18 protein-coding genes are annotated in these 21,696 nt (G+C 69.9%); 8 read left to right on the top strand and 10 right to left on the bottom strand.

Annotation, left to right across the window (positions count from 1 at the left end):
• Nucleotides 1–23: 23 nt before the first annotated feature.
• Nucleotides 24–1,328, bottom strand: a complete 1,305-nt coding sequence (locus ACFRAQ_RS13475) for a carotenoid oxygenase family protein (RefSeq protein ID WP_379098576.1) — start codon at nt 1,326–1,328, stop codon at nt 24–26.
• Nucleotides 1,329–1,446: 118 nt separating this feature from the next.
• On the opposite strand from ACFRAQ_RS13475, the gene ACFRAQ_RS13470 reads away from it, so the two are divergent.
• Entirely contained in the window at nt 1,447–1,971 is a 525-nt protein-coding gene (locus ACFRAQ_RS13470; RefSeq protein WP_379098573.1) for a PadR family transcriptional regulator, read from the top strand.
• A gap of 19 nt (nt 1,972–1,990) precedes the next feature.
• Here ACFRAQ_RS13470 and ACFRAQ_RS13465 read toward each other — a convergent pair whose 3' ends face one another.
• From ACFRAQ_RS13465 to ACFRAQ_RS13445, 5 genes are all read right to left on the bottom strand, one after another.
• Nucleotides 1,991–3,007: an alpha/beta hydrolase gene (locus tag ACFRAQ_RS13465; protein WP_379100248.1), complete on the bottom strand. Its 1,017-nt coding sequence runs from the start codon at nt 3,005–3,007 to the stop codon at nt 1,991–1,993.
• Nucleotides 3,008–3,256: 249 nt separating this feature from the next.
• Entirely contained in the window at nt 3,257–3,664 is a 408-nt protein-coding gene (locus ACFRAQ_RS13460) for a hypothetical protein (protein ID WP_379098570.1), read from the bottom strand.
• 169 nt (nt 3,665–3,833) lie between these two features.
• Nucleotides 3,834–5,063 carry a cytochrome P450 gene (locus ACFRAQ_RS13455; protein WP_379098567.1) on the bottom strand — a complete coding sequence of 410 codons (1,230 nt, stop codon included), beginning with the start codon at nt 5,061–5,063 and terminating at the stop codon, nt 3,834–3,836.
• A gap of 12 nt (nt 5,064–5,075) precedes the next feature.
• Nucleotides 5,076–6,278: a cytochrome P450 gene (locus tag ACFRAQ_RS13450; protein ID WP_379098565.1), complete on the bottom strand. Its 1,203-nt coding sequence runs from the start codon at nt 6,276–6,278 to the stop codon at nt 5,076–5,078.
• Between the two features lie 210 nt (nt 6,279–6,488).
• The gene (locus ACFRAQ_RS13445; RefSeq protein ID WP_379098563.1) at nt 6,489–8,000 is read right to left on the bottom strand and encodes a protein kinase; all 1,512 of its coding nucleotides are present in this window, start codon (nt 7,998–8,000) and stop codon (nt 6,489–6,491) included.
• A gap of 190 nt (nt 8,001–8,190) precedes the next feature.
• Here ACFRAQ_RS13445 and ACFRAQ_RS13440 point away from each other — a divergent pair, with 190 nt between their 5' ends.
• The 6 genes from ACFRAQ_RS13440 to ACFRAQ_RS13415 all read left to right on the top strand — a co-directional run bounded on the left by ACFRAQ_RS13440 (nt 8,191) and on the right by ACFRAQ_RS13415 (nt 17,298).
• Entirely contained in the window at nt 8,191–8,691 is a 501-nt protein-coding gene (locus ACFRAQ_RS13440; RefSeq protein ID WP_379100246.1) for a gluconokinase, read from the top strand.
• A gap of 47 nt (nt 8,692–8,738) precedes the next feature.
• On the top strand, nt 8,739–9,683 hold the full coding sequence (locus ACFRAQ_RS13435; RefSeq protein WP_379098560.1) for an alpha/beta hydrolase family esterase: 945 nt from the start codon (nt 8,739–8,741) through the stop codon (nt 9,681–9,683).
• 141 nt (nt 9,684–9,824) lie between these two features.
• Complete coding sequence (locus ACFRAQ_RS13430; protein WP_379098558.1) at nt 9,825–13,724, top strand: Pls/PosA family non-ribosomal peptide synthetase; 3,900 nt, start codon at nt 9,825–9,827, stop codon at nt 13,722–13,724.
• Nucleotides 13,724–15,079 carry a M1 family metallopeptidase gene (locus tag ACFRAQ_RS13425; protein ID WP_379098554.1) on the top strand — a complete coding sequence of 452 codons (1,356 nt, stop codon included), beginning with the start codon at nt 13,724–13,726 and terminating at the stop codon, nt 15,077–15,079. Before ACFRAQ_RS13430 ends, ACFRAQ_RS13425 begins: the two co-directional genes overlap by 1 nt.
• A 227-nt stretch (nt 15,080–15,306) precedes the next feature.
• The gene (locus tag ACFRAQ_RS13420) at nt 15,307–16,941 is read left to right on the top strand and encodes a DEAD/DEAH box helicase (protein WP_379098552.1); all 1,635 of its coding nucleotides are present in this window, start codon (nt 15,307–15,309) and stop codon (nt 16,939–16,941) included.
• Between the two features lie 186 nt (nt 16,942–17,127).
• Nucleotides 17,128–17,298, top strand: a complete 171-nt coding sequence (locus ACFRAQ_RS13415; protein ID WP_379098549.1) for a hypothetical protein — start codon at nt 17,128–17,130, stop codon at nt 17,296–17,298.
• Nucleotides 17,299–17,301: 3 nt separating this feature from the next.
• On the opposite strand, the gene ACFRAQ_RS13410 is transcribed toward ACFRAQ_RS13415, so the two are convergent.
• Nucleotides 17,302–18,159: a phytanoyl-CoA dioxygenase family protein gene (locus ACFRAQ_RS13410; protein WP_379098546.1), complete on the bottom strand. Its 858-nt coding sequence runs from the start codon at nt 18,157–18,159 to the stop codon at nt 17,302–17,304.
• A 42-nt stretch (nt 18,160–18,201) separates the two neighbouring features.
• On the opposite strand from ACFRAQ_RS13410, the gene ACFRAQ_RS13405 reads away from it, so the two are divergent.
• Nucleotides 18,202–18,777 carry a TetR/AcrR family transcriptional regulator gene (locus ACFRAQ_RS13405; protein ID WP_379098544.1) on the top strand — a complete coding sequence of 192 codons (576 nt, stop codon included), beginning with the start codon at nt 18,202–18,204 and terminating at the stop codon, nt 18,775–18,777.
• 28 nt (nt 18,778–18,805) lie between these two features.
• On the opposite strand, the gene ACFRAQ_RS13400 is transcribed toward ACFRAQ_RS13405, so the two are convergent.
• From ACFRAQ_RS13400 to ACFRAQ_RS13390, 3 genes are all read right to left on the bottom strand, one after another.
• Nucleotides 18,806–19,462 (bottom strand): arsenate reductase ArsC, encoded by a 657-nt coding sequence (locus ACFRAQ_RS13400; protein ID WP_379098541.1) that lies wholly within the window; start codon nt 19,460–19,462, stop codon nt 18,806–18,808.
• Between the two features lie 255 nt (nt 19,463–19,717).
• Nucleotides 19,718–20,689 carry a helix-turn-helix domain-containing protein gene (locus ACFRAQ_RS13395; protein WP_379098538.1) on the bottom strand — a complete coding sequence of 324 codons (972 nt, stop codon included), beginning with the start codon at nt 20,687–20,689 and terminating at the stop codon, nt 19,718–19,720.
• A 240-nt stretch (nt 20,690–20,929) separates the two neighbouring features.
• Complete coding sequence (locus ACFRAQ_RS13390) at nt 20,930–21,637, bottom strand: response regulator transcription factor (RefSeq protein ID WP_379098535.1); 708 nt, start codon at nt 21,635–21,637, stop codon at nt 20,930–20,932.
• Nucleotides 21,638–21,696: the final 59 nt, after the last annotated feature.

The raw sequence follows: 21,696 nt of genomic DNA, 5'->3' as shown, positions 1-21,696 counted from the left end.
AGAACGGCTGTCCGGCCGAGGAATCAGAGGTCGGGCAGCCAGTTCCCGTGGAACCCGTGCGGCACGCGGCGCGGCAGGTGGATGCTGCCGATCGGCTCGCCGCCGAGGTCGTCGGCATCGAGAATAACCAGGTCACTGCTGTTTTCGGCGGCGTCGTAGACGTAGGTCATGAGATAGCCCGCACCGCCGGGGTTTTCGTCGGCCGCCGCGAACGCGGCTTCGGCGGGCACGCGGCCTGGACCGAAGTCGTGGACGGTGGACGATCCCGTGTGCAGGTCGTAGCGCAGCAGCGCGCCGGTGCCGCCGCCGGAGACCGAGGCGTGGCCGTAGCGGGCGTCGAGCCCCGCCAATCGGTCGTCGATGCGCGGGAATTCGGCGATCCGGTCGTCGATCCGTTCCTCACGGACGGCCCCGGTCACGAGGTCGAGGGTCCAGCGCCACAGGTTCGCGCCGGTGTCGAAGCCCTGTGAGGTGTCGCGCCACATGCTCGGATAGCGCATGGCGTACAGCACGATCCGGCCCGCGTCATCGTGGGCGTTGAGGGTGTGGAAGACGTAGCAGGGTTCGATGTCGAACCAGCGCACCGGGCCCTGCGGGTCGTCGCGGCGCAGCACGCCGATGCGCGCCTGATAGTCGTCGCTCCACCGGAACGGCATGGCCCCGCCGGACATGGCGGTCCGCATGTCGAACACCACCGGCAGATCCAGGAACAGCACATGCTTCGCGGTGAGGGCGAAGTCGTGGTGCATGGTGGCGGCCGGGACATCGATGGCGCGGCTGAGTTCGAGATCGCCCGCGGCGTCGGCGCGGTGGTAGGTCAGGTACGGCTCGCGGAAGTCGTAGCCGAAGAAGTGCAGTTCCCCGGTGACCGCGCAGGTCTTGGGGTGCGCGGTCATGGCGGTGGTGAGCTTGCCGTCGAAGTCGTAGGGGCCCACGGTGTCCAGCTCGCTGGTCAGCTCGTAGGGGAACGAGGATTCGACGAGGGCGAAGCTGCGGCCCGCGTGCCGGACGATGTGGGTGTTGGCCGCACCCGCGGCGTAGTCGCGGTTGCCCTGCGCGTCGATGCCCTGCGCGCCGTCGGTGAACCGGGTGGTCCGCACCCACCGATTGCGGTAGGACACAGCGCGTCCGCCCTCGAGCCGTACACCGTGCACCATGCCGTCGCCGAAGAACCAGTGCGGGGAGGCGGCGTCGTGCGGGTTGGGCCCGTTGCGCACGAACCAGCCGTTGAGGTCCTCGGGAATCGTTCCGGTGCAGGGCAATTCGAAAGCGGTGATCTCGTCGGGGACCGGTGCGTAGTTGCCGGAGAGATGAGGAGGAGTGGTCATGATCGATACCTGTCTGCCCGAGCAGCGGCGTGCTCACGGCTGCGACATTCCAGTTCTGACATGTCCAAGATTGAGGCTCCAGTTCCGACATGTCAAGAGTGGAATGTAAGCTGATTCCATGAGTCTCCGGTACGCCCTGCTCGGATTGCTGTCGGACGGTCCCGCCAGCGGGTACGACCTGCTGCGAACCTTCAAGCTGTCACTGGCCAATGTCTGGCCCGCGACGCAGAGCCAGATGTACACCGAACTCACCAAGCTCGCCGACGCCGAACTCATCGCCGTCACCGACGAGGGCCCGCGCGGGCGCAAGGAGTACACGATCACCGCCGCCGGGCTCGAGGACCTGCGCACGTGGCTGACCACCACCACGCCGAAGGAGGTGCACCGCGACGAGACGCTGTTGCGGATCTTCTTCCTCGGTGTCATCCCGCCCGGGTTGGCCCGCGCGTATCTGACCGATATCGCCGAGCGGGCCGAACGCGAGCACGCGAATCTGCGCGAACTGGAGCAGGGCATCGATTGGAACGAACGCGACCTGTCCCGCTACGGCCATCTGGCCCTGGAATACGGGGCGCGCGCCACCGCCCTGAAGGCCGAGTGGGCCCGCTGGGCGCTGGAAAACCTACCGCCCGAACAGGATTGATCCGGCCGGGACCGAGCGGCTACAGGCCGAGCCCGTGCGCCAGCACCGGCCAGGACGCGGGCAGCTCGTCGTCCCAGTAACCCCACGAGTGGGTGCCGTACGGGTGCAGTTTCACGGTGGCGGGGATGCCGAGCTCCTCGAGCCGATCGCCCATGGCGCGGGTGCACTGATCGGTGGCCGCCTCGAGGATGCCGCCCACCAGGATCTGGTTCGCGAGATTGTCCCCGGCCCCGGCGAAGTGCTTGTCCAGGACCTTGTCGTGCGGTCCCGGCATGCCATTGCCGCTGGACAGGTACAGGTCCAGGCCGCGCAGGCCCTCGGCGTGCAGGTAGGGATCGTTGGCCGCCCACTGCGGGTCCCCCGACGGACCGTACATATTGATGGCGTCGCCGCCGCCGAAGGCGACCGTGATCCGCACGAACGCCTCCCCGATCGGATCGGCGATCCGCGCGCAGCCACTGTAGGCGGCCACCGAGCGGTACAGCCCCGGCTTGACGATCGGCAATTGCAGCACCGAGGTGCCGGACATGGATACGCCGACCAGCCCGTTCAGGCCGTTCGCCCCGAGCGCGGCGTCGATGAGCGGAGGCAGTTCCTCGGTGAGGTAGGTCGTCCACTTCATGACGCCCAGCCGAGGATCCGGGTGCCGCCAGTCGGTGTAGTACGACGCCGCGCCGCCGATCGGCTGCACGACGTTCACGTTCTTGTCGGCCAGGAAGTCGAAGGCGTTGGTGCGCTGATCCCAGGACGCCGCGCCCTTGCCGCCGCTGCCGCCGCTGAGCATGTACAGCACCGGCCGCGGCACGGAGGTGTCGGCCGGGCGCTGCACGTCCACCGGGAAGTCCATGTTCATGGCCGCGGAATGCACGGTGAACTGCAGGTGCCGATCATCGATCACGCGGGTTGCCACGATTCTCGAACCGTCCGGCGCGCCCTCCCCGCCACTGCCGGTCGAGAAGGGCAGCGCGTCGGGTTCGGCGTTGGCCGCGAGATCGAAGGGCGTCGAGGTCAGCGCGAGCAGGCCCGTCGCCGCCATGACCGCCGCACTGCACATGATCGAGCGGAATCGCACGTCCGGGGTTTTCCTGGTTCTCGCATGCCGCGCCGGGTTCGAACCCGGGCGGGGGTGTTCTCCGACGGCCGTGGCCGCCCACGGCCCGACAAACTGCGCATCGGGCACGCGGCGGACAGTCTGGCACACGCTGCCGAACGGTAGGTTGCCGGATCGTTGCACGCAGCGAACAGCTTGCGCACTGGCTCCCGAGGCGGGAGTGAACTCGGCGGGTTACCCGAGAGTCAGGAGTTTCGCCGTGCCGGACACCACGGTCTGGCTCTGGTCGACCAGCGCGACCCGAACTTGTACGGGCGCACCCTTTTCCAGGGCCGGCTCCCCCGCGGCCGGGCTGAGCGCCACGGTGGCGGTGTGCTGGGACCCGTCACAACTGAACGTCAGCTGCGCGCCCGTGGCGGCCGGGCGGTCGGCATTGGGATCGCCGACCATGGCTTGAATGCTGTCTACCCCCGCTGACGGCTCACAGGTGTAGTCGATCCCGATCGAGGTCGCGGCGGCGGAGGTGACCGCGATCGAATTGGCGGCGAGAGCGGGGGCGGCGGTACAGACCAGGCTCACGCCCAGCGCCGCGAACGCGGAGACGGACAGGGCGGAGCGGTACCGATTCCGGATGGTGACCATGGATATTCATGCCTCCTGGGTGAGGGACCTGAATCACTGAACACACTCGGAAAAAGACGCCCGGCCAGTATGGCTGGGCGTCGTCATGGTCCAGCGCGCGGGTCCCGCGCCCGGGAGAACCGCACCGCCCGGCGAGGGCCGGGCGATGCGAGGGTCTATCAGGGGCGGGTCACTCGCCCGGGTTCAGCACCGCCGGCAGGCTGGTGTGGCCGTTGGAGATGAAGCTGCCGATCGGGGTCAATTCCGTTGCGGGCGTGGCCAGCCGGAGGTTGGGGAACCGCTCGAACAGCGCCGGGAGCGCGATCGCGGCTTCCAGGCGGGCCAGCGGCGCGCCGAGGCAGTGGTGGGCGCCGTGGCCGAAGGCGACGTGCTGGTCCTTGGTGTCGCGCTGGATATCGAACCGGTCCGCGGTCTCGCCGTGGATCTTCGGGTCGCGGCTGGCCCCGGCGTAGGAGGCGAGGATGGCCTCGCCCTTGGCGATCACGACGCCGCCGACCTCGATGTCCTCCACCGCGTAGCGCAGCGGCAGGTGGGCGACCGGAGCCTGGTAGCGCAGCGTCTCCTCGATGACGTCGTTCCAGGACGCCTGCCCACCGACGACGGCGGCCAGCTGCTCCGGATGCGACAGCAGCGCGACGATGGCCTGGCCGAGCAGGTTGACCGTGGTCTCGTGGCCGGCGTTGATGACCAGCATCAGCGTCTCGACGAGTTCCTTGTCGGCCAGCTGCGAGCCGTCCTCGTCGCGGGAGGCGATCATCGCGGTGGTGATGTCGTCGCCCGGGTGCTCGCGGCGGTAGGCGACCAGTTCGCCGACCCGCTCGTACATGTCCATGAAGTTGGCCATGGCCTCCTCGGCGGTCAGCGACCCGTCGAAGAAGCCGTCCACGCACTTGTGGATGGCGGCGTCGAGGTGCTCGGGCACCCCCATGAGCCCGCTGATCACGCGGATCGGGACCGGGTAGGCGTAGAGCGAGCGCAGGTCCGCGGTCGAACCGGCCGGGAGCTCGGCGAGTTCGGCGAGCAGTTCGGCGACGATGGCCTCGATGCGCTCGCGCATGGCGGTGGTGCGGCGGTGGGTGAAGGCCGGGGAGACCAGCTTGCGCAGGCGGCGGTGGTCGGCGCCGTAGGCGGTGAACATGTTCTCCACCGCGACCCACGGCAGCAGCGGCCAGGCCTCGGTGATCTCGCCATTGCGGAACGCCGCCCAGTGCTGGCGCGGGTCCTTGGAGACGCGTTCGTCGGTGAGCAGGCTCTTGAGCACTTCCTGGTCGGTCACCGACCACGCCTGCACGCCGCCGGGCAGCTCGACCAGCGCGACGGGGCCCTGCTCGCGAATCCGGGCGGATTCGCCCTGGATATCGGTGCCGGTGACATCCAGCACGATCGGGCTCTGGGACATGAACAGCTCCTTCTACACCGCGCGCAGCGCGGGACTGATCGGGAATTCGACCGGCAGTGCCACCATGGCGCGGTGGAACGGGCCGGGACGCCAGGAGATCTCGTCTTTGCCGACGGCCAGCACGATGTCGGGCAGCGCGTCGAGCAGCTGGTCGATCGCGGTCTGCGCGACCAGATACGCCACCGAGCGGGCGGGGCAGGCGTGCGGGCCCGCGCCCCACGCCAGATGTGAGCGGTTCCCGGTGCGGTCGCCGCCGGCGATCTCGGGATCGTTGTTGCAGGCCGCGAGGCTGATCATCACCGGCTGGTGGGCGGGCAGCCAGGTGGTGTCGATGAGCACCGGCTGGCGCGGGTAGCTGATCGAGAAGTTGGCCATCGGCGGGTCGTTGAAGAGGACCTCGTCGAGGGCGTCGCGGGTGGAGAGGCTGCCGCCCAGCATGTCTCCGCCGAAGCGGTCGTCGGTGAGCATGAGCAGCAGCGTGTTGGCGATCAGGTTCTGCATCGGCTCGAGACCCGCGCCGTAGAAGCTGACCAGCTGGTACAGCATCTCCTCGTCGTTGAGCGCGGCCGGGTGGTGCGCCATGCGGGAGGTGACGTCGTCGCCGGGCTCGGCGCGGCGCAGCGCGATCAGCTCCATGAGCGCCTCGGCCAGGGTCTGCATGCCCCACGCGGCATTGACGGTGTCGAACAGCGCCGCCATGCCGGTGGCCACCCGCTGCCCGATATCGGCCGAGCAGCCCACCACCTGGTTGAGCACCTCGAATACCAGCGGCAGCGCGTAACTCGACACCAGGTCGGCGCCGCCCTCGGCGGCGATCCCCGCGATCAGCGGGCCCGCGATCTCCTCGACGGTGGAATGCACCGCGTGCAAGTCGATTCCGTCGATGGCGGCGGAGTAGGCCTGCCGGTAGCGCAGGTGCTCGGCGCCGGCGTTACGCAGCGCGTTCGGGTACCACTGCATCATGGGCCGGATCGGCGAGTCCTCGGGGATGGTCTCCTGCCAGACGCGCGGGTCGGCCGGAAAATGCTCCGGATCGTTGAGGATTCGCAGGGCGGTCCGGTAGTTCACGACCAGGGTGGCCGGAACGCCCGGGGACAGTTCGATGGGCACCATGGAGCCGTGGCGTCGCCGCATCTCCCGGTAGGCGGCGTGCGGATCGGCCGCGAATTCCGGTGTGCCCAGCAGGATCCTGAGCTCCTCGGGCGCGACACCCACTCCACCGCGAACCGGACATCCCTGCACCCCCGCGAACCCGCCTCGCGACCCTGTCGTGTCCACGACCGAAACTCCCTATCGACGAACAACTTTCACCGCGCCCCACCGAGCTTTCCCGATCGGGCCACCGCATCGCAGACTAGCAGCCCCGCAGCACACCTACCGATTTTGTGAAACGCCAACGGCCGCCGGGACTCCTCGGGCGGGCCGCTATTCCTCGACGATCGAGGTGATCAGGGTGCGGCCGCTGACGGTGCGGGTGGTGACCGTCTGGGTGAACGCGTCCGGCAATTCCCCGGGCCGCTGCTGCATGACCTTGACCGCCCAGTGCTCGTCGTCGCCGGGGGTCATGCGGCCGATCTGCACGCAGTAGCGGGTGCCGACCGGCAGTGAATCGATGCCGGTCTGAATGGTCGCCGGGTTGGCCACATTGGAGGCGTCGCCCGCGACGAATTGGCTTGCCACCGAGCCGGAGCGGAGCACGTAATAGGCGTATTGGAAGGCCAGGATCGCGTCGGGGCCGCTGGCGATGCCACCCGGATCGGTGCCGGTGACACTGTCGGGGGTGCGGCGGGTCTGGCAGCCGTCGGCGGCCGCGGCGGCGGCCGGGTTGACCGATGTGGCCACCGCAGCCGTACTCGTGCGGGCCGGGGCCGAGGTGCGCGAGCTGGTCGTGGGCGCGGCCGAATCCTTCGAACTCGGTTCCATCAGAGCCGAGAGCAAACCGACCGCGGCGGCCGTGGCGCCGACCGCCACGACGACCGCGAGCACCACCAGCAGGGTGCGCGACCGCGCCCAGGGCTCCGACACCGGCACGGCGGCGTGCCGGTTCTTGTCGCGCGGGTGCGTCGCCTTGGGCGGCGGAACCGCCGGCGCCGACCGTGATTCGGTGAGCACGCCGCTCACCGCCGCGGACAGTTCGGCACAGGTCGCGTAGCGGTGGCGGGGATTCTTCGCCATCGCGCGCGCCAGGATCGGGTCCAGGGCGGCGGGCAGGGCCGGGTTGAGCGCGTGCGGCGCGGGTACCGGGGCCTTGACGTGCCGGTAGATAAGCCGGGGCAGGTCGGTGTCGGCGTACGGGGGTGTGCCGGTGAGCATTTCGAACAGCGTGCAGCCCAGCGAGTACACGTCGGCGCGGCGGTCGACACGGGCCTCGTCGTTGAAGCGTTCCGGCGCGGTGTACTGGAAGCTCGCGACCACCTCGCCGCGCCCGGTGATGCCGCGGACCTCATGCCTGGATTCGGCGATGCCGAAGTCGGTGAGCAGCGCCCATTCTCGCGGATGCGCGGTGAGCAGGATATTGGCGGGTTTGACATCGCGGTGCAGTACACCCGCGTCGTGCGCGTAGTCGAGGGCGCGCGCGACATCGGCGGTGATGGCGGCGGCGCGGCGCGGTTCCAGGGGCCCGGCCAGCAGTTCGGCCTCCAGGTCCGAGCCGTCGACGTAGGCCATGGCCAGCCACAGCCGCCCTTGTTCCTCGCCGCGCGCGTAGATCGTGACGATGTTCGGATGGGCGAGCCGGGCAATGATATTGGCCTCGCGCAGGAATCGCTGCCGGGTCTCGGCGCTGTCTCCCGCCACCACGTTGAGCAGCTTCAAGGCGACGAATCGGGGCAGGTCCCGGTCGTGGGCCAGGTACACCTCACCCATTCCGCCGACGCCGAGGAGCCGCTCGACCCGATACCCGGCGAAGGTCACTCCCGGCCGGAGCTGCTCAGCCAAACAATCCTCCCGATTCACCTGCACCGCAGACAATACCGGGACCGATCGGCGGTGGGAGGAACGGTTCGGATCGGATGCGGCGGGGCGCCGGTGCGCCGGGATTTCCGCTGGCTATGGTCGGTGCGACCAGTACCGCACCGATCCGGGAGGCCCATTGACCGCCGCCGCTCGACCACACATCGCGGTGGTGATGGGCGTGGCGGGATCCGGCAAATCCACTGTCGCGAGCATCGTGGCGCGGACGCTGGACTGGGATCTGCTGGAGGGCGACGACCTGCACCCGCCCGCCAATCGCGCGAAGATGGCCGCCGGTCGACCGCTCACCGATGCCGATCGGAGGCCGTGGCTGGCGGCCGTGGCGGAATGGATGTCCGCGGAGTTCGCGGCGGGCCGTTCGGGAGTCGTCGCCTGTTCGGCGCTGAAACGCTCCTATCGGGACATCCTGCGCGCCAGCCGCATCGGACACCCGGACGCGGTCCTCACCTTCGTGCACCTCACGGGCGCCCGAGAAGTACTGCGCGCCCGCCTCCTCGCGCGCACCGACCATTTCATGCCGCCGGACCTGCTGACCTCGCAGCTCGAGACCCTGGAGCCACCCGACCCGGACGAGCAGGTGGTCACCCTCGAAATCGATCGTCCGCCAGCCGAAGTCGCCGACGCCGCGCTGGCCGCCCTGCGTCCGCACAGCTGACCCGAAGCTTCAGCTCAGCTTCAGGCCACGTCTCTACCATCGACGGCGTGTACGCACCGAGAATCGCCGCCGCGGTCCTGCTCGCAACCGTGTTCCTGGCCGCGGGGTGCACGTACCCGCGGGCCCGCGCGGCGGCCGACACGACAATCACCCTCGAATTCGGCGGCCTGCAACGGCAATACCTCGTCCACTACCCCGCCAACCGCCCGCAGGGCCTGGTGCCCGCGGTCCTCGCCTTCCACGGCGGGGGCGGCACCGCCCGGAACCTGGCGGAGACCTCCGGCTTCGACGAACTCTCCGACACCGAGGGCTTCATCGCCGTCTACCCCGACGGCTACGAGAAATCATGGAACGACGGCCGCGGCGCGGACACCAAGGCGGGCGCGGCCGGAATCGACGACGTGGGTTTCGTTGCGGCGGTGATCGACCGGCTCGTCGGCGGCGACGGCGTGGACCCGTTCCGGGTCTATGCCACCGGGATGTCCAACGGCGGCATGTTCACCGAACAGCTCGGCTGCCGGCTGTCGGGGAAACTCGCCGCCATCGCCCCCGTCGCGGGACCGCTCCCCCAGGCGGACGAATCCGACTGCACGCCCGCCCATCCCCTGCCGGTGCTCGAGATCCACGGCACCGCCGACCCGATCGTCCCTTATGACGGCGGCGTCGTCCGGATCACGTCCGGGCGGCTCGGCGCGGGCACCAGCCCCGTGCTGTCGGTCGACGCGACCCAGCAGTGGTGGCGCGAGCGTGACGACTGCTCCGGCGTCACCACCACCCAGCTGCCCCTGCGCACCGACGACGGGACCTCGGTCACGCTGCGGTCCGCCGACTGCCGGAACGGATCCGCGGTGCAGCTCTACACGGTCACCGGCGGTGGTCACACCTGGCCGGGTGGTCAGCAGTACCTGCCCGAGGCCATTGTCGGCAAAGTCACGCGCCAATTCGACGCCGCCGACGTGATCTGGCGATTCTTCGCTCGATTCGCGGCATAACCGCCGGTCGAACACTGGACAACCAGGACTTACCGGTACCGTGGGCCAATGGCCGCCCCACAGTTTGCCTGTCGGTAACTCTCATATGAAACAACCAACGCAGAAGCGCCGGATGGTTCCATGAGAGGTGGGCAGCACGTAATGCCGCGACCGCAGGCCGATATCGAGACAGACGCGAACCCGATGGTGCGGGCCGCCCTCGCGCCGCGAGCCCGCACCCTGGTCGACGTTCTCGCCGCGACCGCCGCGGCCTACCCCGACGCACCCGCCATCGACGACGGCGAGGTGGAACTCGGATACGCGGAGCTGCTCGCGGAGATCGCCGTCGAGATGGATCGGCTGGCCGCCGCGGGTGTGCGCGCCGGGGACCGGGTCGGGGTCCGGATGCCGTCGGGGACGCGCGGGCTCTACATCACCATTCTGGCCGTCCTGCACGCGGGCGCGGCCTATGTCCCGGTCGACGCCGACGATCCCGACGAGCGTGCCCGGCTGGTGTTCGGCGAGGCCCGGGTGTCGGCCATCGTGACCGCCGCCGGCATCGAAACCACCGGCGACCCACGGGAATCCGGCGATACGCGGACCCGACCGGCCGCCCCCTCCCCGGCCGACGACGCCTGGATCATCTTCACCTCCGGATCCACCGGCACCCCCAAAGGCGTTGCGGTGACCCATCGCAACGCCGCCGCGTTCGTCGACGCCGAAGCGAACCTGTTCCTCCAGCACGAACCCATCGGCCCCGGCGACCGAGTACTGGCCGGTCTGTCGGTCGCCTTCGACGCGTCCTGCGAGGAGATGTGGCTGGCCTGGCGGCACGGCGCCTGCCTGGTCCCGGCTCCGCGCGCGCTGGTGCGCACGGGTGCGGACCTGGGTCCGTGGCTGGTACGCCGCGAGATCAGCATCGTCTCGACCGTCCCGACGCTGGCCGCCACCTGGCCCGCCGAGGCCCTGGAACCGGTGCGCCTGCTCATCTTCGGCGGCGAGGCGGTCCCGCCCGAGCTGGCCGAACGACTGGCGGACAACCAGGATTCCGAGCGCGAGGTGTGGAACACCTACGGCCCCACCGAGGCCACCGTGGTGGCGTGCGCGGCACTGCTGGACGGCGGCTTCCCGATCCGCATCGGCCTGCCCCTCGACGGCTGGGACCTGACCGTCGTCGACGCCGCCGGAAACCCCGTGGGCGAGGGCGAATCCGGTGAGCTGGTGATCGGCGGCGTCGGCCTGGCCCGCTACCTCGACCCCGCCAAGGACGCCGAGAAGTACGCACCGCTGGAATCGGTGGGCTGGGAACGCGCCTACCGCAGCGGCGATCTGGTCCGCAACGACCGCGAGGGCCTGGTGTTCCTGGGCCGCGCCGACGACCAGATCAAACTCGGCGGCCGCCGCATCGAACTCGGCGAGATCGACAACGCACTGCAGCACCTGCCGGGCGTGACCGGCGCGGCCGCCGCCATCCGGACCACCAAGGCGGGCAACAAGATCCTGGTCGGCTACCTCACCGGCCCCGACGCCGACTACGACCTGACCGCCGCCAGAACCATTCTGGCCGAACAACTTCCGGCTCCCCTGGTGCCGCGCCTGGCCGTTGTCGGGGAACTGCCCACCCGCACCTCCGGCAAGGTCGACCGCGACGCCCTGCCCTGGCCGCTGCCCAAGGCGGTCGCCGCCACCCCCGAGGCCGGGCTCACCGAGACCCAGCAGTGGGTCGCCGGACTGTGGGATTCGATCCTGGGCGCCGAGGTCACCGATCCCGACGCCGACTTCTTCGATCTGGGTGGCGGCTCCCTCGCCGCGGCCCAGCTGGTGGCGGCGCTGCGCGAGCGGCATCCCCGGATCGCGGTGGCCGACCTCTACGACCATCCGCGCCTGGGCGCGCTGGCCGCCTTCCTGGACGGCTTCGCCCCGACCGAGACCGTCGAGGAGCGCGTGGTCCGGCCGGTGCCGCTGTCGGCGCAGCTGTTCCAGGTGCTCGCCACGATCCCGCTCACCACCCTCACCGGTCTGCAATGGCTGACCTGGCTGGCCACGGTCGGCAATATCGCCGCCTGGTCGGGCTCGCTGCCGTGGCTGCCGCACCTCTCCTGGTGGTGGACCCTGGCGGCGTTCGTCCTGTTCATCTCCCCGCCCGGCCGGATGGCGCTGTGCGTCGCCGGGTCCCGGCTGCTGCTGCGCGGCGTCGCGGCCGGCACCTACCCGCGCGGTGGTCTCGTGCACCTGCGACTGTGGACGGCCGTGCGGCTGTCGGAGGCCAGCGGCGCGGAGAACCTGTCCGGCGCACCGTGGATGGTGCCGTTCGCCCGCGCGCTCGGCGCGACCGTGGGCACGGGCGTCGACCTGCACACCCTGCCGCCGGTCACCGGCATGCTGCGGCTCGGCGACGGCTGCAGCGTCGAACCCGAGGTCGACCTGGCCGGGTATTGGATCGACGGCGACGTGGTGCACATCGGCCCGATCGAGATCGGTCCCGGCGCGGTGGTCGGGGCGCGGTCGATGCTGCTGCCCGGCACCAAGATCGGCCGCAATGCCGAGATCGCGCCCGGCTCGTCGGTGTCGGGCAAGGTGAAGGCCGAACAGGAGTGGGCGGGCTCGCCCGCGGTGAAAGTCGGCCGGGCCCAGCACCGCTGGCCCGACGCCACGCCCGCGCGCGCCCCACACTGGGTGGCCATCTTCGGCATCACCTCCATGCTGCTGGCCTCGGTGCCGATCCTGGCGCTGGGCAGCGGCGGTCTGCTGATCGCCTGGTGGATTCGCGACACCCAGACGCTGACAGCGGGTTTCGGTCGCGCGTTCGCCGTGCTGCCGGTCGCCATGCTGCTGGTCCTGGGCGTGTACGCGACGGTCACCATCGTGTCGGTGCGGCTGCTGGCCATCGGGCTCACCGAGGGCCATCACCCGGTGCGCAGCCGCCAGGGCTGGCAGGCGTGGGCCACCGAACGCCTGCTGGATTCCGCGCGCACCTTCCTGTTCCCGCTCTACGCCAGCCTGCTGACCCCGGTGTGGCTGCGCCTGCTGGGCGCGAAGGTCGGCAAGCGCGTGGAGGTTTCGACCGTGCTGCTGCTGCCGAAGTTCACCGTGGTCGCCGACGGCGCGTTCCTGGCCGACGACACCATGGTCGCCAGTTACGAATTGGGCGGCGGCTGGCTGCGGATCGGTGAGGCCAAGGTCGGCAAGCGGGCCTTCCTCGGCAACTCCGGCATGACCGCGCCGGGCCGTCGCGTCCCCAAGAACGGCCTGGTCGCGGTGCTGTCGGCCGCGCCGTCGAAGGCGAAGGCGGGATCGTCGTGGCTGGGCAGCCCACCCATCCGATTGCGCCGCGCCGCCGAAACCGCCGACACCGCACGCACCTTCGACCCGCCCGCGCGGCTGCGGATCGCCCGCGCGGTGGTGGAGACCTGCCGGTTGATCCCGGTGCTGGTGACCTTCGCCATCGGGCTCGGCGTGCTGTTCGCCCTGGCCTGGCTGGCCCAGACCCTCGGCCACCTGCCCACCGCCCTGCTCAGCGGCCTGGTGCTGCTGACCGCGGGCGCGGTCGCGGGCGCGTCCTCGGTCATCGCGAAATGGCTGCTGGTGGGACGGATCGGCGCCGAGGAGCATCCGCTGTGGAGCTCGTTCGTGTGGCGGAACGAGGTGGCCGACACCTTCGTCGAGCATGTCGCCGCACCGTGGTTCGCGCGTGCCGCCACCGGAACGCCTGTCCTGAATGTCTGGTTGCGTGGACTCGGCGCGAGAATAGGCCGCGGGGTATGGTGCGAATCCTATTGGCTTCCGGAGGCTGACCTGGTGACACTCGGCGACGGCGCGACCGTGGAACGCGGTTGCGTGGTGCAGACCCATCTGTTCCACGACCGCATCATGGCCATGGACACCGTCACCCTCGGCCCCGGCGCCACCCTCGGCCCGCACTGTGTCGCCCTGCCCGCCAGCGTGATCGGCGCGGGCGCCACCATCGGGCCCGCCTCGCTGGTCATGCGGGGCGACAGCGTCCCGCCGTCCACCCGCTGGTGGGGCAACCCGATCGCACCCTGGCCGGACGGGAGCCGCTGATGGTGAATCCGATCGACGAACCCATCGACGATTACCTGCCGCAGAACGGGAATCGCGGCTACCGGGTCTCGCGCTACGACCTCGAACTGGTCTACAAGGTCTCGAGCAACCGGCTCGCCGGGCGCGCCGACATCACCGCGGTGACCACCGGTGCGCGAGATCGCTTCGCGCTGGACCTGTCCCAGGCGCTGTCGGTGTCCAAGGTGCTGGTGAACGGCGCCAAGCCCGCCAAATACGTCCACCAGCGCGGCAAATTGGTGATCACCCCGCGCCAGCGCATCCCGGCGGGCGGCGCGCTGGTACTCACCGTGCAGTACGCGGGCCCGCCCACGCCGGTGCGCGGTCCATGGGGCGAGGTCGGCTGGGAGGAGCTCACCGAGGGGGCCCTGGTGGCCAGCCAGCCCAATGGCGCGGCCTCCTGGTTCCCCTGCGACGACCACCCCAGTTCCAAGGCCAGCTACCGGATCTCGATCACCACCGACTCCCCGTACTACGCGCAGGCCAACGGCACCCTGGTGCGCAAGCAGACCAAGGCCAGCCAGACCACCTGGGTGTACGAGCAGCCCGAACCCATGGCGACCTACCTGGCGACCATCCAGGTCGGCCACTACCGCAAACAGCGGATCGACGCGCCGCGCGGATCGGTCCCCATGCAGGCGGTGCTGCCGCCGCGGCTGCGCCTGCCCTTCGAGCACGACTTCGCGCGCCAGCCGCGCATGATGGAGGTCTTCACCGAACTGTTCGGGCCCTACCCGTTCGAGGCGTACACGGTGGTGGTCACCGACGACGACCTCGAGATTCCCGTCGAGGCCCAGGGCATTTCGGTGTTCGGCGCGAATCACTGTGACGGGCAACGTGGTTCGGAGCGACTGGTCGCGCACGAGCTGGCGCACCAGTGGTTCGGCAACAGCCTCACCATCCGGCAGTGGCGCGACATCTGGCTGCACGAGGGTTTCGCCTGTTACGCGGAATGGATCTGGTCCGCGGCCTCGGGCGGCCCGTCGGCCGATCAGCTGGCCCGCACCGCGCACCGCAACCTGGCGCGGCTGCCGCAGGACATCCTGCTCGCCGACCCGACCCCGGAGTTCATGTTCGACGACCGGGTCTACAAGCGCGGCGCGCTCACCCTGCACGCCCTGCGCCTGCAGCTGGGCGACTCCGCCTTCTTCGACCTGCTGCGCGCCTGGACCGCCCGGTACCGGCACGCCTCGGTCGGCACCGACGAATTCACCGACCTGGCCGGGCATTACAGCAACCAGACGCTGCGACCGCTCTGGGATGCCTGGCTGCACGCCCGACCGCTGCCGCCGCTGCCCGCACTCCCCGCGTACCGGACCGATTTCGAGGCCGGGTAGACTTCCAGCGAACACGTTGTTGATCATGGCTGTGCCGGTGCGAACCGTCACACCAGCGTCGTAGATCGCTACAACTCCCAAGCAGCCCCCACTGCGCGGCTTAGCTTTCCTTACGGCGATCGATTTTGCCCACTGGCAATCTCGCCACCTTGTGCCCCCGGCGCGGACCCGATGTCCGCCGCACGGCTCGGGCACGCCCCCGATGCCCGAAAGGCACTGCAGCTCCGATGACTTCCGCCCCCACCTCCTTCGCCGCGCTCGGTGTGCACGAGCCGCTGATCCGCGCCCTCACCAGTGCCGGTATCACCGAGCCGTTCCCGATCCAGGCCGACACCCTGCCCGACACCCTGGCCGGGCGCGACGTGCTCGGACGCGGAAAGACCGGCAGCGGAAAGACCTTGGCGTTCTCCATTCCGATGATCGACATGCTGGGCCGGGACCCGCAGCCGTGTGCGCCGAATCACCCCGCCGGGCTGGTCCTCGCGCCGACCCGCGAGTTGGCGACCCAGATCGCGGCCACCCTCGAGCCGCTGGCCGCCGCGTACCGCATGTCGGTGACCACGATCTTCGGTGGCGTGTCCCAGCACCGGCAGGTGCAGGCGCTGAAGAAGGGCGTCGATATCGTCATCGCCTGCCCGGGCCGCCTCGAGGACCTCATGCGGCAGGGCCTGATCAGCCTCGACGATGTCGAGATCACCATTATCGACGAGGCCGACCACATGGCCGACCTGGGCTTCCTGCCCGGTGTCACCCGGATCCTGGCCGCCACTCCGAGCGACGGCCAGCGCCTGCTGTTCTCGGCCACCCTCGACAACGGCGTCAACAAGCTGGTCAATCGGTTCCTGCCCAACGCGGTGAAACACGAAGTCGACGAAGCGAATTCGCCGGTGGCCGCCATGACCCACCATGTGTTCGAGGTGCCCACCAACGACGCCAAGCGCGCGGTCGTGCACCGCCTCGCGTCCGGCACGGAGCGGCGGATCCTGTTCACCCGCACCAAGCATCAGGCCCGCAAGCTGGCCCGCCAGCTCACCACCGCCGGCATCCCGGCCGTGGACCTGCACGGCAACCTGACCCAGCCCGCCCGCGACCGCAATCTGGCGGCCTTCGCCTCCGGCGCGGCCAAGGTCCTGGTCGCCACCGATGTGGCCGCGCGCGGCGTGCACGTGGACGGCGTGGAACTGGTCGTGCACGTCGATCCGCCCGCCGAGCACAAGGCCTACCTGCACCGTTCCGGTCGCACCGCGCGCGCGGGCAATGACGGTGATGTGGTCACCCTGGTGCTGCCCGATCAGCGCGGCGATATGGCCGCGCTCATGCGCAAGGCCAAGATCACCGTCTCCCCGCAGTCGGTGACGCCCGACTCCCCGCAGGTGAGCGAGCTGGTCGGCGAGGTCGCCGCGCTGGTTCCCGTCTCCGGCGGCGATACCGCCCCGGCCCGCGGCGAGGCGGCCGCGGCTCCCGCGCGCGGTACGCGTCAGCCCCGTCAGCGCACCCGCCCCGTGGGCGACAAGCCCGCCGCGCCGCGCCGGCGCAAGTCCGGCGGCCGTGGCGACGAGGTGCGCAGCGACCGCCCGGCCGACCGCAAGCACGAGACCGTCAAGGACGGCCGCCCCGGTGGACGCACCGGCGGGCGGGCCTCCGGCAAGCCGCGCACGGCCTCGGGTGCTCCCGCGGCGTCGGGTCACGGCTCCCGCGGCGGCGAGACGGGCGGCAAGCCCGCGTCGCGCGCCCGGTCGGATCGCCGTGCCGCGGCTCCGGCCCGTCAGCGTGACCACGGCCAGAGCGCTTCCGACACCGCGGGCGGCCGCTCCGGGTCCCCGCGTACGGGCGGCGCGCCCCGCCGTCGCCGCAACGGCTGACCCCCTCGGCGACACTCGCAGCACGCTCGGCGCGACCGTTCTCCGGTCGCGCCGAGAATGTAACCTTTGTCCGTATCCACACGGCGTGGAATTTCTTACAGTTAACTGAGAGCAAGCAGCAGCCCGCTCCCACGCCGTGAATATGTTTCCACCGCCCCACGTCCGCGCAGGGTGAGGAGAGAAGCAATGGTTACGCACGCCGCCCCACTGAGCGAATCGGTCACGGTCAAATTCGAGCGGGTGGACGAACACCGCTACAAGGTGTCGGTAACGCCGATCGACCGGCTGCAATGGCGAGTGGGGTACGCGCCGGATATGAAAGCCGCCGTGCAGCTGGCTCACGAGCTCGCGAAATAGCCGCTACAGCGCCGACGCGCCGGGCTCCAGCAATCGTTTGGGGTGCATGCCGTCGACCTGCCCGATGAAGGGCGGATGAATGCTGTAGCCGAGCATCCGGCGAATGTCCTCGGAGACCGCGCGCACGGTATCGCGGGTCATCGACAGGGTGAACGCCTCCTGCGGGCGCAGCCACGGCTCGCAATACTGCGCGGTGAGCGCGAGCCGCGGATGCGCGGACCGATTCGCGCCGCCGCCGTGCCACAGAGTGCCACCGAAGAATACGCAGCTACCGGCCCGCATCACGATCGGTTCCCGCGGCGTGGATTCGTCGGGGAGTTCGTCGCCCCACAAGTGGCTGCCCGGCACCAGATCGGTGGCGCCATTGTCGGCGGTGAAGTCGTCGATGGCCCAGATGGTCGCCGCCCCCAACGCCTTTCGCGGCCGCGGCAGCGGGTAGAAGCCGTCGTCGGTGTGCAGCATCTGCGCGGCTTCGCCGGGCTGGATATTGATCACCTGCAGCATGGACAGCAGATAGTTGGGCATGAACAGCCGGTCCAGCAGCGCCAGCACGCGCGGGTGGTCGGCGATGCGGTCGCAGGATCGCGTCTTGTTCAGCACGCTGTAGACGCGCTGGGTGGAATGGCCCTCGAAGTTGTTGCGTCCGCTCCGATCCAGCAGTGGCGCAACGCTTTCCCGGATCTCGTCGAGTTCGGCCGCCGTCAACAGGTCGGGCAGGATGACGTAGCCGTCGCGCTCGAGCGCGGCCAGATCCGCGTCGACCACCGCCGGGTCCACGCTCGCGCCGCTGCTGCCGGTGCGCCGATAGGTTCCGGCCAGATCACCGTCGAGATCCCGTAGCGAGGTCACCTTCGTGCTCATCGGGCCATCCTTTACATAACTGAGTTCTGTTATCCTCCGACTGTGGCACGAGCACCGATCGGACGTCAACAACTTCTCGACGCCGCGCGCGACGAACTGGTCCACGCCAACGGACTGCTCGAGCTGAGCGCGCTGACCCGCCGCACCGGCCTGAGCACCGGCGCGCTCTATCACCACTTCGGCTCGAAAGTCGGTCTGCTGGCGGCGATCTGGGACGACTTCTACGAAGGACTCAGCCGGGCCATCGCCGACGATCGCCTCCCCGACGGCGACTGGGCCACCCGCGAACGCGCCCGCACGCAGTGTTTCGTGGCCTACCACTTCGACCACCCGCTCGCGGCGCTGCTCCTCAATCGCGCCGCCCCCGATCCGGGTCTCACCGAGATCGAGGCCGTCTACATCCGCAATCTCGGTGATGCCGCGGCCGCCAATATCCGGCGCGGGCAGGCCACCGGCGAGATCCCCGCCGATCTCGACCCCGACAGCGCGGGCGCGTACGTGATCGGCGGTCTACGCCACGGCATCGGCCAGCAGTTGCGCACCCACCCCCGGCCCGCGGTCGACCTGGCCGCGGAACGCCTGTGGCGCTTCACGGCCGCGACGCTGGAGCTGTCCTAGAATCCGCGCGACACCCCGCGGAGAGACCTCAGGCCGCCAGCCCGAGGTTGGCGACGAGCCGGCGCACCCGCTGCTCGATGTCGTCGCGAATGGCGCGGATCTCCTCGATCCCACCCCCGGCGGGGTCGGGCAGCGGCCACTGCTCGAACCGATGCCCGCCGATGATCGGGTTGTCGTCACCGCAACCCATGTCGATCACCACATCGGCGGCCCGCATCAATTCGTCGGACCACGGCTTCGGGAATTCGTCGGCGATATCCACACCGCGTTCGGCCATGGCCGCGATCACCAGCGGGTGGATCGCCGCGCTCGGGGCCGAGCCGCACGACCACGCGGCGGCCTGCCGCCCGGCCATGCTGGTGAAGAATCCGAGCGCCATCTGTGAGCGCCCGGCGTTCTGGGTGCAGACGAACAGGACCGTGGGCCCGGTCGGGGCGCCGTGCCCCCGGGTGCGGGCCAGGGCGGTGAGCCGCTCGCGGGCGAATCGCTCGGCCAGTACGGGCAGCCGCTCCGCCGGCAGCCCGATGGCCGTGAGATGGTCCAGCGAACCGTCGAGGATGCGCTCGACCGTGCCGCGGTCCGCGGACGGTCCGAACTCGTCCATCAGACGTGCCACCGCGTCGCCCCGCGTAGCCGGTTCCGTGTCGGTGCCGGAAGGCAGGGCGGTGCCGGGATTCTCGTTCACGCTCACTCCCTCCGCTCGAAATTCCAGCGTATCGCTGTTGGCGCCGTCCGGGCCGAACGCCGAACCGGACACGAGACCTGTTAATAGCCACACGCTATCGTCGATCGTCCGCACTGCGCCACCCGCGCACCCGGTCGCCCGACGACTTCGCGGTGAGCGAACGACCACATCGAAGCCGGCAGTGTGACGACGGCCATGGTCCTGGTGCGCCCGCGGCCCCGTCACTCGGATCAGGAGCGGTGTCAACGGCCGCCGCTAGCGCGCCGGGCCGAGCTGGTCGCGGAACTGGCCGGGGGTCAGACCGGTCTCCTCGCGGAAGGCGCGGTAGAAGTGACGGTCGGTGGAGAACCCGCAGGCGGCGGCGACCGCGGCCAGCGAGCGGGTGCGATCGGCGCGAATCAGGCGGCGGGCGTGGGCGATTCGGGTGCGGCGGATCAGCGCGCCCGGCTCACCGAAACCCTCGCACACCCGGTAGAGGGTGCGGCGGGAGAGCAGGCAGGCGTGGGCGATCTCGTCGACCGTCAGGTCCGGATTGGTGAAGTTCTTGCGAATGTAGGCCAGAACCTGCTGACGGGTGTAGAGCGAATCCGACGGGGCGGGTGCGCCGGTACCGGTGGACAGCAGCAGGGCCGAGGCCATCATGCCGGCGGCGTCACCGCCGAATACCGTGACCGCGCGGGCGATGTCGTCGGCGGGGAGTTCGGCCAGATTGCGGAAGAAGCCGGTGACCACGCCGAGGGCTCCGGTGGCGGGGACAGCGGTGGCGGTGGGCAGCTGTTCACGGGTGAGGCCGGAGTGCTCGAGGACCTGCCGCATCGGGGCGCGGATCAGGGTGGATAGGCAATTGTCGGTGGTGCGGCTCTCGAGCGGCAGGCCGCTGTCGAAGAATGCGATGGTGCCGGGCTTGGATTCGGCGGTGCGGCCGCCCTGCTCGGTCCAATTCGTCCCTTTCAGAACGATATTCACGAGCAGGAAGTCACCGGTGGTCCGCGCCACCATCTTCGGTGTCCGCAGGGCGCGTTGCGCACTGGCCTGCATGCGCGACACCGAGAATCCGTCGTATTGGGTCGATACCACGCGGCCGTGCCAGTGACCGGTGCGCAATGGCTCGATGGCGGTCGGCGCGACCGCGTCCGACATCAGGGCTTCCCACTGTTCGAATGCCTGACGTGGCGAAAGGGCCGAGGATGACGAGACCTCGACGGCGCCGGAAACGGCATGGTCCACACAGGCAATCCTCCCACCGCGATGCGCCGGCCAATCCCCTTTTCGCGGGATATCTCGAGGCATGGGAGAGCCGCTCATGAGCAGTGCGGTCGATGTCACGAGGCGTTCGACGCGGAGCGGCGATCCGAGATCTGTGCAGTGCCACAAGGGAGTTCGCACAGAATCCGATTCCGCGGTGTGTCTGCGCGAGCCCGAAAGTCGAGCGGGTCGTCGCCGTTGCGCCGGCCCGGCGACGCGGCGCTAGGGAGAGTCGCGCAGCGTGTACCCGACGCCGCGCACCGTGTGAATCAGTGGCGGATGGTCGGTATCGATCTTGCGCCGCAGCTGGCTGACGAACGTTTCGACCACTCGGTCGGCTCGTCCTTCCTCGGCCTGCCACACACGGTCGAGGATCTGCCGCTTGCTCACCACCTTGCCCGCATTGAGCATCAGGTACTGCAACAGCTTGAATTCGGTGGCGGACAGCCAGATCAGTTCGCCGCCCCGGAACACCCGGTGGGTGTCGGCGTCGAGTTCCAGGTCGGCGAAGCGCAGCCGCTCGGGCGCGTCGTCCTCGGCGGGTTTGGTCCGGCGCAGGATGGCGTGCAGACGCAGCACGACTTCCTCGAGACTGAACGGTTTGCTCACGTAGTCGTCGCCACCGGCGCTGAGTCCGGCGATGCGGTCCTCGACGGCGTCGCGGGCGGTGAGGAACAGCACCGGCACCTCGCTGCCCGCGGCGCGCAGCCGGCGGGCGACGGTGAAACCGTCGAGGTCGGGCAGCATGACGTCGAGGATCATGACGTCGGGCGGCCGCCGGGTCGCGGCTTCCAGCGCGCCCCGGCCGCTGTCGGCGGAGCTGACGTCGAACCCGCTCAGCCGCAGTGCGGAACAGAGCAGGTCGAGAATGTACGGCTCGTCGTCGACGACCAGCACGGTCGCCGCCGGGGTCGCGGCGCGATCGCTCACGCTGGTCACCCTAGGCGCTCTCGCACCGGATTCGTGCGCGCACTCGCGCCGCTCTGTGT

Source organism: Nocardia sp. NPDC056611, from assembly GCF_042792755.1.
Classification (GTDB): domain Bacteria; phylum Actinomycetota; class Actinomycetes; order Mycobacteriales; family Mycobacteriaceae; genus Nocardia.
Note: the sequence above shows the minus strand (reverse complement) of the source record. Positions and strands in the feature narration are given on the sequence as shown.

Excerpts from the sequence above, each read along its gene's own strand:
- ACFRAQ_RS13475 (WP_379098576.1), bottom strand. The coding sequence starts at position 1,328 with ATGACCACTCCTCCTCATCTCTCCGGCAACTACGCACCGGTCCCCGAC.
- ACFRAQ_RS13470 (WP_379098573.1), top strand. The coding sequence starts at position 1,447 with ATGAGTCTCCGGTACGCCCTGCTCGGATTGCTGTCGGACGGTCCCGCC.
- ACFRAQ_RS13465 (WP_379100248.1), bottom strand. The coding sequence starts at position 3,007 with ATGGCGGCGACGGGCCTGCTCGCGCTGACCTCGACGCCCTTCGATCTC.
- ACFRAQ_RS13460 (WP_379098570.1), bottom strand. The coding sequence starts at position 3,664 with ATGGTCACCATCCGGAATCGGTACCGCTCCGCCCTGTCCGTCTCCGCG.
- ACFRAQ_RS13455 (WP_379098567.1), bottom strand. The coding sequence starts at position 5,063 with ATGTCCCAGAGCCCGATCGTGCTGGATGTCACCGGCACCGATATCCAG.
- ACFRAQ_RS13440 (WP_379100246.1), top strand. The coding sequence starts at position 8,191 with ATGGGCGTGGCGGGATCCGGCAAATCCACTGTCGCGAGCATCGTGGCG.
- ACFRAQ_RS13430 (WP_379098558.1), top strand. The coding sequence starts at position 9,825 with ATGCCGCGACCGCAGGCCGATATCGAGACAGACGCGAACCCGATGGTG.
- ACFRAQ_RS13425 (WP_379098554.1), top strand. The coding sequence starts at position 13,724 with ATGGTGAATCCGATCGACGAACCCATCGACGATTACCTGCCGCAGAAC.
- ACFRAQ_RS13420 (WP_379098552.1), top strand. The coding sequence starts at position 15,307 with ATGACTTCCGCCCCCACCTCCTTCGCCGCGCTCGGTGTGCACGAGCCG.
- ACFRAQ_RS13415 (WP_379098549.1), top strand. The coding sequence starts at position 17,128 with ATGGTTACGCACGCCGCCCCACTGAGCGAATCGGTCACGGTCAAATTC.
- ACFRAQ_RS13410 (WP_379098546.1), bottom strand. The coding sequence starts at position 18,159 with ATGAGCACGAAGGTGACCTCGCTACGGGATCTCGACGGTGATCTGGCC.